8 protein-coding genes are annotated in these 13,488 nt (G+C 68.4%); 5 read left to right on the forward strand and 3 right to left on the reverse strand.

All coding sequences use genetic code 11. From position 1 onward, the window contains the following. Nucleotides 1-23: 23 nt before the first annotated feature. The 3 genes from ACMV5O_RS04750 to ACMV5O_RS04760 all read right to left on the reverse strand — a co-directional run bounded on the left by ACMV5O_RS04750 (nucleotide 24) and on the right by ACMV5O_RS04760 (nucleotide 4,252). Nucleotides 24-1,301, reverse strand: coding sequence for an SLC13 family permease (locus ACMV5O_RS04750; protein WP_416162415.1), 1,278 nt, complete (start codon nucleotides 1,299-1,301; stop codon nucleotides 24-26). Nucleotides 1,302-1,448: 147 nt separating this feature from the next. After that, complete coding sequence (locus tag ACMV5O_RS04755; RefSeq protein WP_416162416.1) at nucleotides 1,449-2,534, reverse strand: tartrate dehydrogenase; 1,086 nt, start codon at nucleotides 2,532-2,534, stop codon at nucleotides 1,449-1,451. 287 nt (nucleotides 2,535-2,821) lie between these two features. Beyond that, nucleotides 2,822-4,252: a hypothetical protein gene (locus ACMV5O_RS04760; protein ID WP_416162417.1), complete on the reverse strand. Its 1,431-nt coding sequence runs from the start codon at nucleotides 4,250-4,252 to the stop codon at nucleotides 2,822-2,824. Here ACMV5O_RS04760 and ACMV5O_RS04765 point away from each other — a divergent pair. The 5 genes from ACMV5O_RS04765 to ACMV5O_RS04785 all read left to right on the forward strand — a co-directional run bounded on the left by ACMV5O_RS04765 (nucleotide 4,230) and on the right by ACMV5O_RS04785 (nucleotide 13,474). Further along, nucleotides 4,230-5,273 (forward strand): hypothetical protein, encoded by a 1,044-nt coding sequence (locus tag ACMV5O_RS04765; RefSeq protein ID WP_416162418.1) that lies wholly within the window; start codon nucleotides 4,230-4,232, stop codon nucleotides 5,271-5,273. The genes ACMV5O_RS04760 and ACMV5O_RS04765 overlap by 23 nt on opposite strands. Nucleotides 5,274-5,553: 280 nt before the next feature. After that, nucleotides 5,554-9,009 carry a pyruvate carboxylase gene (locus ACMV5O_RS04770; protein WP_416162419.1) on the forward strand — a complete coding sequence of 1,152 codons (3,456 nt, stop codon included), beginning with the start codon at nucleotides 5,554-5,556 and terminating at the stop codon, nucleotides 9,007-9,009. Further along, a complete protein-coding gene (locus tag ACMV5O_RS04775) occupies nucleotides 9,006-10,694 on the forward strand; it encodes a hypothetical protein (RefSeq protein WP_416162420.1) in 1,689 nt (562 codons plus the stop codon). Before ACMV5O_RS04770 ends, ACMV5O_RS04775 begins: the two co-directional genes overlap by 4 nt. A 33-nt stretch (nucleotides 10,695-10,727) precedes the next feature. Continuing rightward, a complete protein-coding gene (locus ACMV5O_RS04780) occupies nucleotides 10,728-11,186 on the forward strand; it encodes a (2Fe-2S)-binding protein (protein ID WP_416162421.1) in 459 nt (152 codons plus the stop codon). Beyond that, nucleotides 11,183-13,474: a molybdopterin cofactor-binding domain-containing protein gene (locus ACMV5O_RS04785; protein ID WP_416162422.1), complete on the forward strand. Its 2,292-nt coding sequence runs from the start codon at nucleotides 11,183-11,185 to the stop codon at nucleotides 13,472-13,474. The genes ACMV5O_RS04780 and ACMV5O_RS04785 overlap by 4 nt, the downstream gene beginning before the upstream one ends. Nucleotides 13,475-13,488: the final 14 nt, after the last annotated feature.

Raw genomic sequence — 13,488 nt, forward strand, 5'->3', positions numbered from 1 at the left:
TCGAGGCGGGATCGGTCTGGTGATCAGCCGGGGAAGAAGGGGAAGAGAACGAGCAGCAGGGGGATGCTGACCGCGCCGGACACGAAGATCAGTGGCAGGCCGCAGCGTACGTAGTCCATGAAGCGGTAGCCGCCGGCCGCGAGCACCATGGTGTTGGCGGGCATGCCGATCGGCGTGGCATAGGCGCAGGAGCCGCCGATGACGATCGCCATCAGCACGGCCCGCGGGTCGGCGCCGATGCTGGCGGCGATCGACAGGCCGATCGGCACCAGCAGCGCGGTGGTCGCGGTGTTGGACATGAAGTTCGTGAGCACGCAGGCGATGCTGAAGATCACGACCAGCAGCAGCACCGGGGAGGCGTCATTGCCGAGCAGCCCCATCACGCTCGTCGCCACGGCCGCCCCGGCGCCGGTGCTCTCGAGCGCGGTAGCGAGCGACAGCGTGCCGCCGAAGATGAAGATCGTCTGCGAGTCGATTGCCTTGTAGGCCTGCTTCTCGGTCAGCACACCGGTCAGCACTATGAGGACCGCGCCGATCGAGCCGATGATGTGCAGAGGGATGCCGATGCGACGCTCGAAGATCATCCCGGCAATGGTTGCGAGCAGAATGCCGAGGGACATGTACTGTTTCCACTTCGGTACGTCCGAGTAGTCGACCCTGGGTTTGTGCGTGGGGTCGTACGGATCCGTCGTGTTGTTGGCGCTCGGAAGCAAACGGTGGCCGAAGAAGGTGAAATACAGGATGCCGCAGACCAGCATCGGCAGGCCGATCTTCGCGTACTCGAAGAAGCCGAAGCCCTCGCCAATCTGTTGCAGCGCGCTCTGTGCGATCAGGTTGCCGGGCGCGCCGATCAGAGTGAGGTTGCCGCCCATGGCGGCCGCGAACACCAGCGGCATCAGCAGGCGGGAGCGCGAGAATCCCGACTTGGCGGCGATGCCGATGACCACGGGAATGAGTACGGCGGCGGTGCCGGTATTGGACAGCACACCGGACAACAGGCCGACGATGACCATGATGGCAATGATCAACTGCCGTTCGGTCTTGGCGAAGCGGGTGACGAGGCCGCCGATCTTGTTCGCCATGCCGGTTTCGAACAGCGCGCCACCGACGATGAACATCGCTACGAACAGGATGACGTTGCTGTTGATGAAACCGTTGAACGCGATCTTCGTGTCGAGGACGCCGGTCAGGACTAGGGACAGGCAGACGATCACCGACGTGAGGGCAAGCGGGATCTTCTCCCACACGAACATCACTGCCGCGAACACCAACAGCAGCAGGGTAATTTCCATTGGATTCATCGAGGTCTCCTCCGTGCGTGCGCCACCACGCCTGACGGTCGTGTCGTCATCGCGCCCGGTTGCCGGGCGGCACGACGGCGGACGTGGCGTCGCACGTTTCTTGAGTGTTTTGTGGGCTGATCCGGGTGCGCAGGGCGTCGGTCGGGCTCAGGCGCCCAGGGGTTGGGCGCCGGCGAGGAACTGGCACACGGCCGCGGTCACGTCGGCGGTCTTCGCCGTGCCACCCAGGTCTCCGGTGTGCAGGCGCGCGTCCGCGGTGACGTGCTCGACTGCCTGCATCAGGCGCGCGGCCGCGGCCGGCTCGCCGAGGTGCTCGAGCATCAGCACCGCCGACCAGAAGGCGCCGACCGGGTTGGCCAGGCCCTTGCCCATGATGTCGAAGGCCGAGCCGTGGATCGGCTCGAACATCGACGGATAGCGGCGCTCCGGATCGATGTTGCCGGTGGGGGCGATGCCGAGGCTGCCGGCGAGCGCAGCCGCAAGGTCGCTGAGGATGTCGGCGTGGAGGTTGGTGGCGACGATCGTGTCCAGCGTCGCGGGGCGATTGACCATGCGCGCCGTCGCGGCATCGACCAGCTCCTTGTCCCAGGTCACATCGGGGAACTCGCACGCCACCTCGGTGGCGATCTCGTCCCACATCACCATCGCATGGCGCTGGGCGTTGCTCTTTGTGATCACGGTCAGCTGCTTGCGCGGCCGCGACTGGGCGAGCTTGAAGGCGAAGCGCAGGATGCGCTCGACGCCGACGCGGGTCATCATCGACACGTCGGTCGCGGCCTCGATCGGGTGGCCCTGATGGACGCGGCCGCCCACCCCGGAATACTCGCCCTCGGAGTTCTCGCGCACGATCACCCAGTCGAGATCCTCAGTGCGGCAGCGCTTGAGCGGCGCGTCGATGCCGGGAAGGATGCGCGTCGGGCGGATGTTGGCATACTGGTCGAAGCCCTGGCAGATCTTCAGGCGCAGGCCCCACAGCGTGATGTGGTCAGGAATGTGCGGATCGCCGGCCGAGCCGAAGAGGATCGCATCCTTGTCGCGCAGCGCGTCGAGGCCGTCCGCCGGCATCATCACGCCGTTCGCGCGGTAGTAGTCCCCGCCCCAGTCGAAGTCCTCGAACTCGAGGCGGAATCCGTCGTCCCGTCCCGCGAGGGCTTCCAAAACCTGGCGTGCGGCGGGGATCACCTCCTTGCCGATGCCATCGCCCGGGATCGTTGCAATGCGATAGGTCTTCATGAGTCGTCTCCAGTCCATTGGTGTGTGGGGTGTGTGAACTCTAGGGACTGGCACGGAGGCGGGCGCGTTGGCGTGCTCAAACCATGATTAACCTGAAGCTAAAAATCGTCATCGACGCGGGGATGTGATTGCGATGGCGGGCTACCCCTGCATCGGTGCGATTGTGCTCGTCGCCGATGCAGGGCTGCCGCACAAGGAGGGGGAGGGAAGGGCGTAATCGCCTGATTGAGGCGCGCGAGTCGATGGCCGTGCAAGACGATCGCCTGGCCAGGACAACCGCGCCAGCCTCAGCGCATGAGGGTGACGCTGGCGTCCTTGCGGTAGAGCGTGATCGCGCCCGCCGCACGGTCGAAGCGGAGCAGCGTCCGACCGGATCGCTGGCTTTCGGCAAACCACGGCGCTTGCAGCGGGTAGTGCGCCGAAACCGTCGCGCTGCCATCGTTGCCGCGCTCAACCACGTAGGTGCCGGCGCGTTGCGTGGTGACCGCGAACGCACCCGAGCGGCCAAAGGCCGCAGTCACCGACAAGGGCTCGGGCAGCGTGACCGAGACCGGGTCGATCAAGCTGTCCGCTCGGCGAAGTGCCAGGGTGTCGAGCTCGATGGTCGCGATCTCTGCGCGATCGGCCGCCAGCCCGCGGATCGGCCTGGGCGATTCCAGGATCGTCCTGCCGCCGCTGCGAAGCGCAAGCCCATCTTCGGCGACCGCCACGAGCCGACCGCCTGCATGAGCCAGGCCCTCGACCGGCGCCTGATCACCGAACGGCTCGAGCCGCGCATGGATCTGCGCGAGCCGCAACAGTCCCGACCGACCCCAGGCCACCAGACCGTGGTGATCGAACAGTACGCCGCGCAGGCCGGCGACATGCGCGATGCGGACGATCCGTGGCGCGTCGCAGTGTCCGATGTCCCAGACCAGGAGGCGGGCACCCGACACGATCGCCAGCATGGCTCGGCCGCCGAGCGTGCCCACTGCGGCGGTGCCGAAGTGCTTCTCGACCCGGATCCGCGCCACCGCGAACAGCTGGCTCTGGCGGATGATGATCTGCCGGTTCGCACGGCGCACACGCTGGTGGCGGTCCGCGCCTTCACCGTCGACTCCGGTGTGCTGGCGCAATGGCAGGCGTCGGGCCAGCGGCGGCGATTGCCCCTCGAGCCCCTCGATCTGGATACCGATCGCGCCTGCGGCCGGCGATACCAGGGCTGACAGCCGTGCGCCGCCTTCCCCCATCGGTCCAGGCCCCGCCGTCGCCAGCACGGTGCCGGCAGGCGACAGCAACTGCACGCGCTGCCCGGCGTTCAAGCCGCTGACCGCGATCTGCCACAGGCCGGTAATCTCGCGGTCGGGCGGAGGATCGATCATCCACGCCGGGTGGAAGTGCGCACCCTTCCAGAAGGCTTCCACCAGCGTCCAGTCCTTGCAGATGGCCGGCGCCATCAGCTCGACCTGCTGCATGGTGGTCTGGATCTGTGCCTGGGTCGGGATCGGAATCGGCGGGATGGTGAAGATCCGCACACCGCCATTGGTCACCAGAATCAACTGTGCGGGGTGGGGTGCCGCGATGTATTCGGTCAGAAGCTGGGCCAGCGGGATGCTCAGCCGCAAGCTGAAATTCGATACTTCGAGGTGAGGCTGAAACTGACCCAGGGGGTCGCTGGCGGGAAGGATCTCTGCCCGGCACACGACGAGCGGGGCCTTGGTCGAGGTGAAGCCGCCCACCGGGTGCCGGGACGCTGAAGGCGATGAGCGCCGTGATGTCGACATCGAGGTCGATCTCGTCCCACAAGCACACGCAGGCATCCACCGCCTCGCCGGAGAACGCAAGCGACACCCCCGGGCCGGAAAAGACGGGATTGATCGTGGGGATATGGGTCAGAAAGATGCCGCTGGGCCCGCTCTCGAGATCGAAGGTGTCGTCATCGATCGGCCCCGCCAGCCCCGCCGTGATCCGCGCGACCGCGCTCTGCACCAGCAGACCGCCATCGATGAAGATCGACCACGCGCCGGCGTTGGGGTTGGGCTTGATCGAGCCGGCGAGGAAGGCTGCCCACTGGCTGGCGGAGTTCGATGCGACTGGTCCGAGCTCGAGCCGAATGGCCAGTCGCGTCAGCGCGGCGTCGGCGGAAACGTCGGCGGCCGCGGCGGTCGGCAGCGCGCCGAGGGCACCGGCCAGCGGCGAAAGATCGAAGGGCGTGCAGAGATCGGGAAACCACTGCGCAACGAATCCGCTGATGATCAAGGCCTGGCTGCTGCTGACGGCCGGGGAGGAGCGAACGCGCAGAAAGCTGACGCAGAGGTTCGGGGTGCCGCCCTCGATCTGGATCGCCAATGCAAACTCCAGCTCGAGTGTCGGATTCCAGCACGGCGCACCGGGCTGCGCATCGCTGGCCTCGAGTGCGGCGACCGGCGTGAGAAAGAGCGAGACAGGCTGAACGACATGGATGGCGTTGACCTCCGCGCGGACCAGGGTCGAGCTGCCGCTTACGCTGATCCGGTCGAGAAAGACCGGCTGGTTGCCACAGGGCCCGAGATTCAGCGCAAAGGCCTGCGGGCTGCAGGGTGCATGTCGCATCAAGGTGTTTCGAAACGCCTGGAGAAAGCGCGTCGCGTCGACCTGGAACTCGATGACCATGGCCGTTCTCCCGGCGTTCGCGATCGGACAGGCGTCGCGACAACGGCGCAATGCGACCGCGCCCAGGACCTTGGCGCCCTGGGGTGCAGCGATGACAATTCAGACTAGATCCGCTACCTCGTCAGTACAAGTCTGCTGACGGGTGTTCGCGCAGGCCGGGTTCGATGCGCGCGTCGCCGCGCCTGCCCGGAACGCGCGCCGGCGTGCCTGACCTCTCGTCGGATGTGGTTCCGCAAGCCGGCGCCTGATAACCCGTTCCACGACCTTCCAGGCTGAATCTCCGAACACCTTTGCGACGCGGAGGTAATAGACTGGAGCGCATTCCGGCAGCCGCAGCGCTCCTGCCCGCCGCGTCGTGTGACGAAGTCGAAGCTCATCAGGAAGATCCATGAAGACAATCCGTAGCCTGCTGGTCGCCAACCGTGGCGAAATTGCGATCCGCGTCCTGCGTGCCGCCTCCGAACTCGGGATGCGCACGGTCGCGATCTACTCCAACGAGGACCGCTTCGCGCTGCACCGCTTCAAGGCGGACGAGTCCTATCTCGTCGGCGCCGGCAAGAAGCCGATCCAGGCCTACCTGGACATCGAGGACATCATCCGCGTGGCGCGCGAGGCCGGCGTGGAGGCGATCCACCCGGGCTACGGCTTCCTGTCCGAGAACCCGGATTTCGCCGCCGCCTGCGCCGCGGCGGGGATCGCCTTCGTCGGGCCGAAGGCCGAGGTCATGCGCCAGCTCGGCAACAAGGTGGCGGCGCGCGAGCTCGCCCAGCGCGCGGGGGTGCCGGTGGTGCCGGCGACCGGCGCCCTGTCCACGGTGCTCGACGAGGCCCTGGCGCAGGCCGAAGCCGTGGGCTACCCGCTGATGCTGAAGGCGAGCTGGGGCGGGGGCGGGCGCGGCATGCGGGTGGTCGAGTCGGCGGCGGAGCTGCCCGGCGCGCTGGAGGTGGCGCGGCGCGAAGCGGCGGCGGCCTTCGGCAACGACGAGGTCTATCTCGAGAAGCTCGTGCGCCGCGCGCGCCATGTCGAGGTGCAGGTGCTGGGTGATACCCACGGCAATCTGGTGCATCTCTTCGAGCGCGACTGCTCGGTGCAGCGCCGCAACCAGAAGGTCGTCGAGCGCGCGCCCGCGCCCTACCTCGACGACAGCGCCCGCGCCGAACTGTGCGAGTCCGCCCTGCGCCTGGCGCGTGCGGCCAACTACACCCACGCCGGCACGGTCGAGTTTCTGATGGATGCCGACACCGGGGCGTTCTACTTCATCGAGGTCAATCCGCGCATCCAGGTCGAGCACACGGTGACCGAGGAGGTGACCGGGGTCGACATCGTCAAGGCGCAGCTGCGCGTCACCGAGGGCTACCGCATTGGCGACGAGGGCGCTTTCGTACCCGCGCAGGAGGCGATCCGGCTCTCCGGGCATGCGCTGCAGTGTCGCGTCACCACCGAGGATCCGGAGAACGGCTTCACGCCGGACTACGGGCGCATCGGCATGTATCGCAGCGCAGCCGGCTTCGGCGTGCGGCTCGATGCCGGCACCGCCTATTCGGGCGCGGTGATCACGCCCTTCTACGATTCGCTGCTGGTCAAGGTGACCGCCTGGGGGCACACGCCCGACGAGGCGGTCGCCCGCATGGATCGGGCCCTGCGCGAGTTCCGCGTGCGCGGACTGGCGACCAACCTGCAGTTCCTCGAGAACGTGATCCTGCACCCGGCCTTCCGCTCGGGCGAATGCACCACGCGCTTCATCGACGACACGCCCGAACTGTTTCGCTTCACCCGCCGGCGCGACCGCGCCACTCGTCTGCTGCGCTTCCTCGGCCAGGTGGCGGTCAATGGCAACCCGGAGATGAAGGGACGCAGCCGTCCGCCGCTGCCGCTGGCGCCACCGATCCGGCCCAAGTGCGACCTGTCGGCGCCGATCCCGACCGGCACGCGCGACCGCCTGAAGGCGCTGGGGCCGCAGGGCTTCGTCGACTGGATGCGCAGCAGCCCGCGGGTGCTGCTCACCGACACCACCATGCGCGACGCGCACCAGTCGCTGTTCGCCACCCGCATGCGCACCTACGACATGCTGGCGATCGCGCCCTACTATGCGCGCATGGCGCCGCAGCTGTTCTCGCTCGAGTGCTGGGGCGGGGCGACCTTCGACGTGGCGCTGCGCTTTCTCAAGGAGGACCCATGGGAGCGCCTGAAGCTGCTGCGCGGCGCAATCCCCAACATCCTGTTCCAGATGCTGCTGCGCGGCTCGAACGCGGTGGGCTACACCAACTACGCCGACAACGTGGTGCGCTATTTTGTCGCCCAGGCGGCGCAGCACGGCGTCGACCTGTTCCGCGTGTTCGACTCGCTGAACTGGGTGGACAACATGCGCGTGGCGATGGACGCGGTGGTCGAGTCCGGCGCGCTGTGCGAGGGCACGCTGTGCTACACCGCCGACATCTTCGATGCGAGCCGGCCCAAGTACGGGCTCAAATACTACGTCGATCTCGCCAGCCAGCTCGAGAAGGCCGGCGCCCACATCATCGGCATCAAGGACATGGCCGGGGTCGCGCGTCCGCGCGCGATCAGCGCCCTGGTCACCGCGCTCAAGCAGGAGGTGGGCGTTCCGCTGCACTTCCACACCCACGATACCAGCGGCATCGCCGCCGCCTCGGTGCTGGCCGCGGTGGAGGCCGGCTGTGACGCGGTCGATGGTGCGCTCGACGCGATGAGCGGACTCACCTCGCAGCCCAACCTGGGCTCGATCGCCCATGCCTTGAAGGGCGGCGAGCGCGATCCTCAGGTCGACGGCGCCGCGCTGCAGGCGCTGTCGCACTATTGGGAGGGCGTGCGCAACGCCTATCGGCCCTTCGAGCCCGACCTGCGCGCCGGCACCTCGGACGTCTACAAGCACGAGATGCCCGGCGGCCAATACACCAACCTGCGCGAGCAGGCGCGCGCGGTAGGGCTGGACCACCGCTGGCCCGAGGTGTCGGACGCCTACGCCGAGGTCAACCGCCTGTTCGGTGACATCGTCAAGGTCACGCCCACCTCCAAGGTCGTCGGCGACATGGCGTTGTTCATGGTCGCCAACGGCCTCACGGCGGAGGAGGTGGCCGACCCCGACAAGGAAGTCGCCTTCCCCGAATCGGTGGTGTCGCTGTTCCGCGGCGAGCTGGGCTTTCCGCCCGACGGCTTTCCCAAGGCGCTCGAGCGCAAGGTGTTGAAAGGCGAGGCGCCGATCCAGGGGCGGGCGGCGGCGCACCTCTCGGCGGTCGATCTCGAGGCCAGGCGCGGGGAGCTGGAAGCGCTGATCGAGCGCGAGGCGAGCGACACCGATCTGGCGTCCTACCTGATGTACCCGAAGGTCTTCCTCGACTACGCCGCGCACCGTCGCGAGTACGGCGACGTGTCGCGCCTGCCGACGCCGCCCTTCTTCTACGGCGTGCAGGATCGCGAGGAGGTGGCGGTCCACATCGAACGCGGCAAGACCCTGATCGTGCGCCAGGTGGGGCGCTCGGAAGCGCCCGACGAGGAGGGCAAGATCAAGGTCTTCTTCGAGGTAAATGGCCAGCCGCGCGCGGTGCGGGTGGCCAAGGCCGGCCTCGAGCACGCGGCCAAGAAGGCCCGTCCGCGCGCCGAGGAGACCAACCCCTGCCACGTCGCCGCGCCGATGCCGGGAGCGGTGGTGACCGTCGCCGTGCAGCCCGGGCAGCGCATCGCCAAGGGCGCGCGACTGGTGTCGATCGAGGCGATGAAGATGGAGACGATGCTGACCGCCGAACGCGACGCGGTGGTGAAGGCGGTGTACGTGAAGCCGGGCGACGTCATTGCCGCGAGAGAGCTGCTGGTCGAGTTCGCGTCATGACCATGGCGGCGAACGCGTGGGATCCGGGCGTCTCGAGCCGGATTCCGCACGCGTTCCAGGGGCTGGAGACGATCGCCAGGCCGGACTGCGTGTTCCCGGAGGCGACACTGATCGACGACTTCGTCCGCCTGACCGGGCTGCCGCGCGAGGAACTGGTCGCCTTCCGGCCCGCGCGCCTGGCGCTGCACGAACTCATCGTGCGCGTGACCGCGGACATCGCGGTGCCCGAAGGGCCCACCGAAGAGATCTTCGGGCAGAACTTCCGCCGCATCGCCAGCCACATCCTGGCGCATGAGCTCGCGCCCCATCTGGCGCGCTTCGCCGAGATCCATGCCAGCCTGCGCCGGCGCGTGTTCGAGCAGGTGCTGGCCATGCTGGACGAGCGGCTGGCACCGCCTGCGGCGCCAGCCCGTCCTCCGTCCCTGCTGGCGAGATGGTTCGGCGCCGCCAGGCCGGCGCCGGTGCCGGACGTCAGGCCGGCCGAGCGCGAACACGCCGTGGTCGCCGGCTTCAAGACCGAGGGGCTGGCAGCGGGCGATCCGTATGAGCGCGCCGTATTCCGCAGCCTGTACCGAGTGCTGGGCGCAGTGCTGGCCTGCCAGGGCCGGCTCGGTGCGGACCGTGCACTGCTGGCCGAGATGGTCGCCCGCCATGTGGGCAACACCTACGGCAGTCGGCTGATCGGCGCCGAGATCGAGCCGCTGGTGGCGGTGGCCATCGAGCGCGAGGGCTACCCGCGCGTGCCGATCCGCGCCGCGCCGGTGCTGATCAGCCTGAAGGGGCCGTCGGCGGCGGGCAAGAGCTCGATCCGGCCGATGGTCAAGCGCCTGATGCACGACAACGGCATCGAGCCGGACGGCTACGCGACGATCAGCCCGGACGTGTGGCGCCGCCTGCTGCTCGACTACGCGTCGCTCGGCGAGGCCTACAAGTACGCCGGCCATCTGACCAGCCGCGAGCTGATGGTCATCGACGCCAAGCTCGACCGCTACATCCGCGACAAGGCGAACCGGCTGAATGCGATTCCGCATCTGCTCGTTGACCGCTTTCGCTTCGACAGCTTCTCGACCCAGGAGATCGGCCGCATCCTGCAGCGCACCTATGCGCAGTACGTCTCCACGCTGCACATGTACTTCATCGTCACGCCGCCCGAGGAGACCGTGGAGCGCGGCTGGCAGCGCGCGCTCGAACGCGGGCGCTACAAGGCGGTGGAGGACTTCCTCGGCCACTGCGTCGAGGCCTACAGCGGCATGCCGCGGGTGCTGTTCCGCTGGCTGGGCTATGCCAACGCCGACTTCCGCTACTACTTCCTCGACAACCGCGTGCCAAAGGGCCAGTTCCCGACCTCGATCGCGACCGGCACGCGCGACTCGATGGCGATCCATGATCCGCTGGGCCTGATCAACATCGACCGCTACCAGAAGATCAATGTGCATGCGCGCTGCCGGGAGGAGGTCTATCCTACAGGCGAGGCGATGGCGCTCGAACACAACCTCGGTTTCCTGCGTCAGTGCCTGCGCGCCATTCCGGTCGTCCGTTTTTTCGACGGGCCGGACGGCGGCCCCTATCTCGAGTGGTCCAGGGGGCGTTGCCGGGTGCTGGATCCGGCGCTGCTTGAAACCGTGCTGCGCAGGGACGGCATGGCGACGGTCCTGCGCGGCCTCGCCCCAGGCCTGGTCCCATAGCGGGGCGCACTCGAACGAGACCCAGGAGGAGACATGACGACATTCACCGTGAATGGCAGCACGCATCAGCCCGAGGGCCCCCCGGAGATGCCCTTGCTGTGGTATCTGCGCGACCTCGCCGGCTTGACGGGCACGAAGTACGGCTGCGGGCTCGGCATCTGCGGCACCTGCACGGTGCTGGTCGATGGCCAGGCCGCCCGCGCTTGTCTGCTCCAGGTGGGCGAGCTCGAAGGGCGTGCGATCACTACCATCGAAGGCCTATCGGCCGACGGCATGCATCCGGTGCAACTGGCCTGGCGCGCGCTCAACGTGGCGCAGTGCGGCTACTGCCAGAGCGGGCAGATCATGCAGGCGGCGGCGCTGCTGGCGACCACGCCCAGGCCGACCGACGCCGAGATCGACGCCGCGATGAGCGGCAATCTCTGTCGCTGCGGCACCTATCCGCGCATCCGCGCCGCGATCAAGCTGGCTGCGCAAGGAGGGAAGGCATGAACACGCTCCTTGCCAACGAGATCGCCAATCTCAGCCTCAGCCGTCGCGACTTTCTGCGCGGTCTCGCCGCCGGCACCTTCGTGCTGGCGACCGGCCTGCGGCCGGCGAATGCGGAGGAGACCAAGTACGGCGCCGAGGCGATGAGCGGCGGCCTGCGCGACGACCCGCGCATCTTCCTGTCGATCGAGGATGACGGCACGGTCAGCCTGCTGTGCCATCGCGCCGAGATGGGGCAGGGCGTGCGCACCAGCTGGGCGATGGTGGTGGCGGACGAACTGGAAGCCGAACTGGCGCGGGTCAAGGTGTTGCAGGCGCCCGGCGACGAGGCGCGTTTCGGCAACCAGAACACCGACGGCTCGCGCAGCATGCGCCATCACTTCCAGGCCTTGCGCCGTATCGGCGCGGCGGCCCGGCGCATGCTGGAAGAAGAAGCCGCGGCGCGCTGGGGCGTGCCTGTGGCGGAAGTGCGGGCCACGCAGCACGAGGTGGTGCATGCGGCCAGCGAGCGGCGCATCGGCTTCGGCGCGCTCGCCGCCGCTGCGGCGCTGCGCCCGGTGCCGGCGGCCGACACGCTGGTGTTCAAGACCCCGGATCAGTTCCGCTACATCGGCCGCGGCGACATCGGGCTGGTGGACAATGACGACATCACCACCGGACGGGCGATGTACGGCATCGACGCCCGCATCGAGGGCATGGTCCACGCGGTGATCGCCCGCCCGCCGGTGTACGGTGGCACGCTGCGGCGCTACGACGCGAGCCGGGCCCTGCAGGTGGCGGGCGTGCTCAAGGTGGTGCCGATCGAGGAGACGCCCATCCCCTCGGCCTTCCAGCCGCTGGGCGGCCTCGCGGTGATTGCCGACACCACCTACGCCGCCATCGAGGGCCGCGCACGCCTCGACATCGAATGGGACGACGGCCCCAATGCGGGCTACGACTCCGAGTCCTACCGCGAGGCGCTGGCGGGGGCCGCGAACCGGCCGGGCAAGGTGGTGCGCAACAACGGCGATGTCGATGCCGCGCTGGCGGGTGCCGCGCGGCGGGTCGAAGCGACCTACTACATCCCGCATGTCGCCCACGCGCCGATGGAGCCGCCGAGCGCCACCGCGCGCGTCACGGAAGAGCTGTGCGAAGTGTGGTGCAGCGTGCAGAACCCCGAGGCGATCCGCAACGACTTGTCCAAGCGTTTCGGGCTGCCGCTCGACAAGGTGGTGGTGCATGCGCTGCTGCTCGGCGGCGGCTTCGGGCGCAAGTCCAAGCCGGACTTTGCCAGCGAGGCGGCGATCCTGTCGCGCGCGATGGAGGGCCGGCCGGTCAAGCTCACCTTCACCCGCGAGGACGACCTGCAGCACGGCTACCTGCACACGGTGTCGGTCGCGCGCCTGGAGGCCGGGCTCGATGCGCAGGGCAGGCCGCAAGCCTGGCTGCACCGCACGGTGGCGCCGACCATCCAGTCCATCTTCGTGCCGGACGCGCAGCAATCCGGCGCCTTCGAGCTGGCGATGGGGGCGGTCGACATGCCGTTCGCGATCCCCAACGTGCGTGTCGAGAACCCGCCGGCGCAGGCTCATACGCGTATCGGCTGGTTCCGTTCGGTGTCCAACATCCCGCATGCCTTCGCGATCCAGAGCTTCGTCGCCGAGCTCGCCGCGGCCGCGGGGCGCGACCCCAAGGACTACCTGCTGGAGCTGCTCGGGCCGGACCGCCTCATCGACCCGGCCTCGGTGTCCGATCACTGGCTCTACGGCGAGGACCCGCAGCGCTATGCCTTCGAGACCGCGAGGCTGCGCGGCGTGATCGAGCGCGCGGCGCAGGAGGCCGGCTGGGGGCGCAGCCTGCCGACGGGGCATGGCCTGGGCATCGCCGCCCATCGCAGCTTCGTCAGCTACGCCGCGGTGGTGGTCGAGGTGGCAGTCGACACGGAAGGCAGGCTGACGGTCCCGCGTGTCGATATCGCCTTCGATTGCGGCGCGGTGATCAACCCCGACCGCGTGCGGGCGCAACTGGAGGGCGCGGTGATTCAGGGGCTCAGCCTGGCGACGGTAGGCGAGATCACCTTCAAGGCCGGGCGCGTCGAGCAGAGCAACTTCCACAACTACGAGGTGACGCGAATCGATGCGGCGCCAAGACAGATCCACACCCATCTGGTGACGCCGAGCGGCTTCGACGCACCGCTGGGCGGCGTCGGCGAGCCGGGCCTGCCGCCGGTGGCGCCGGCTTTGACCAATGCGATCTTCGCCGCCACCGGCAAGCGCATCCGGCGCCTGCCGATCCGCAACCAGCTCGCCTGACGCCCAGGAGGTCT

Origin of the sequence: Thauera sp. WH-1 (assembly GCF_047806685.1) — a bacterium.
GTDB lineage: Bacteria > Pseudomonadota > Gammaproteobacteria > Burkholderiales > Rhodocyclaceae > Thauera.

What these genes read in the sequence shown, in the direction of transcription:
- ACMV5O_RS04750 (WP_416162415.1), bottom strand. Translation starts at nt 1,301, where the DNA reads ATGAATCCAATGGAAATTACCCTGCTGCTGTTGGTGTTCGCGGCAGTG.
- ACMV5O_RS04755 (WP_416162416.1), bottom strand. Translation starts at nt 2,534, where the DNA reads ATGAAGACCTATCGCATTGCAACGATCCCGGGCGATGGCATCGGCAAG.
- ACMV5O_RS04770 (WP_416162419.1), top strand. Translation starts at nt 5,554, where the DNA reads ATGAAGACAATCCGTAGCCTGCTGGTCGCCAACCGTGGCGAAATTGCG.
- ACMV5O_RS04775 (WP_416162420.1), top strand. Translation starts at nt 9,006, where the DNA reads ATGACCATGGCGGCGAACGCGTGGGATCCGGGCGTCTCGAGCCGGATT.
- ACMV5O_RS04780 (WP_416162421.1), top strand. Translation starts at nt 10,728, where the DNA reads ATGACGACATTCACCGTGAATGGCAGCACGCATCAGCCCGAGGGCCCC.
- ACMV5O_RS04785 (WP_416162422.1), top strand. Translation starts at nt 11,183, where the DNA reads ATGAACACGCTCCTTGCCAACGAGATCGCCAATCTCAGCCTCAGCCGT.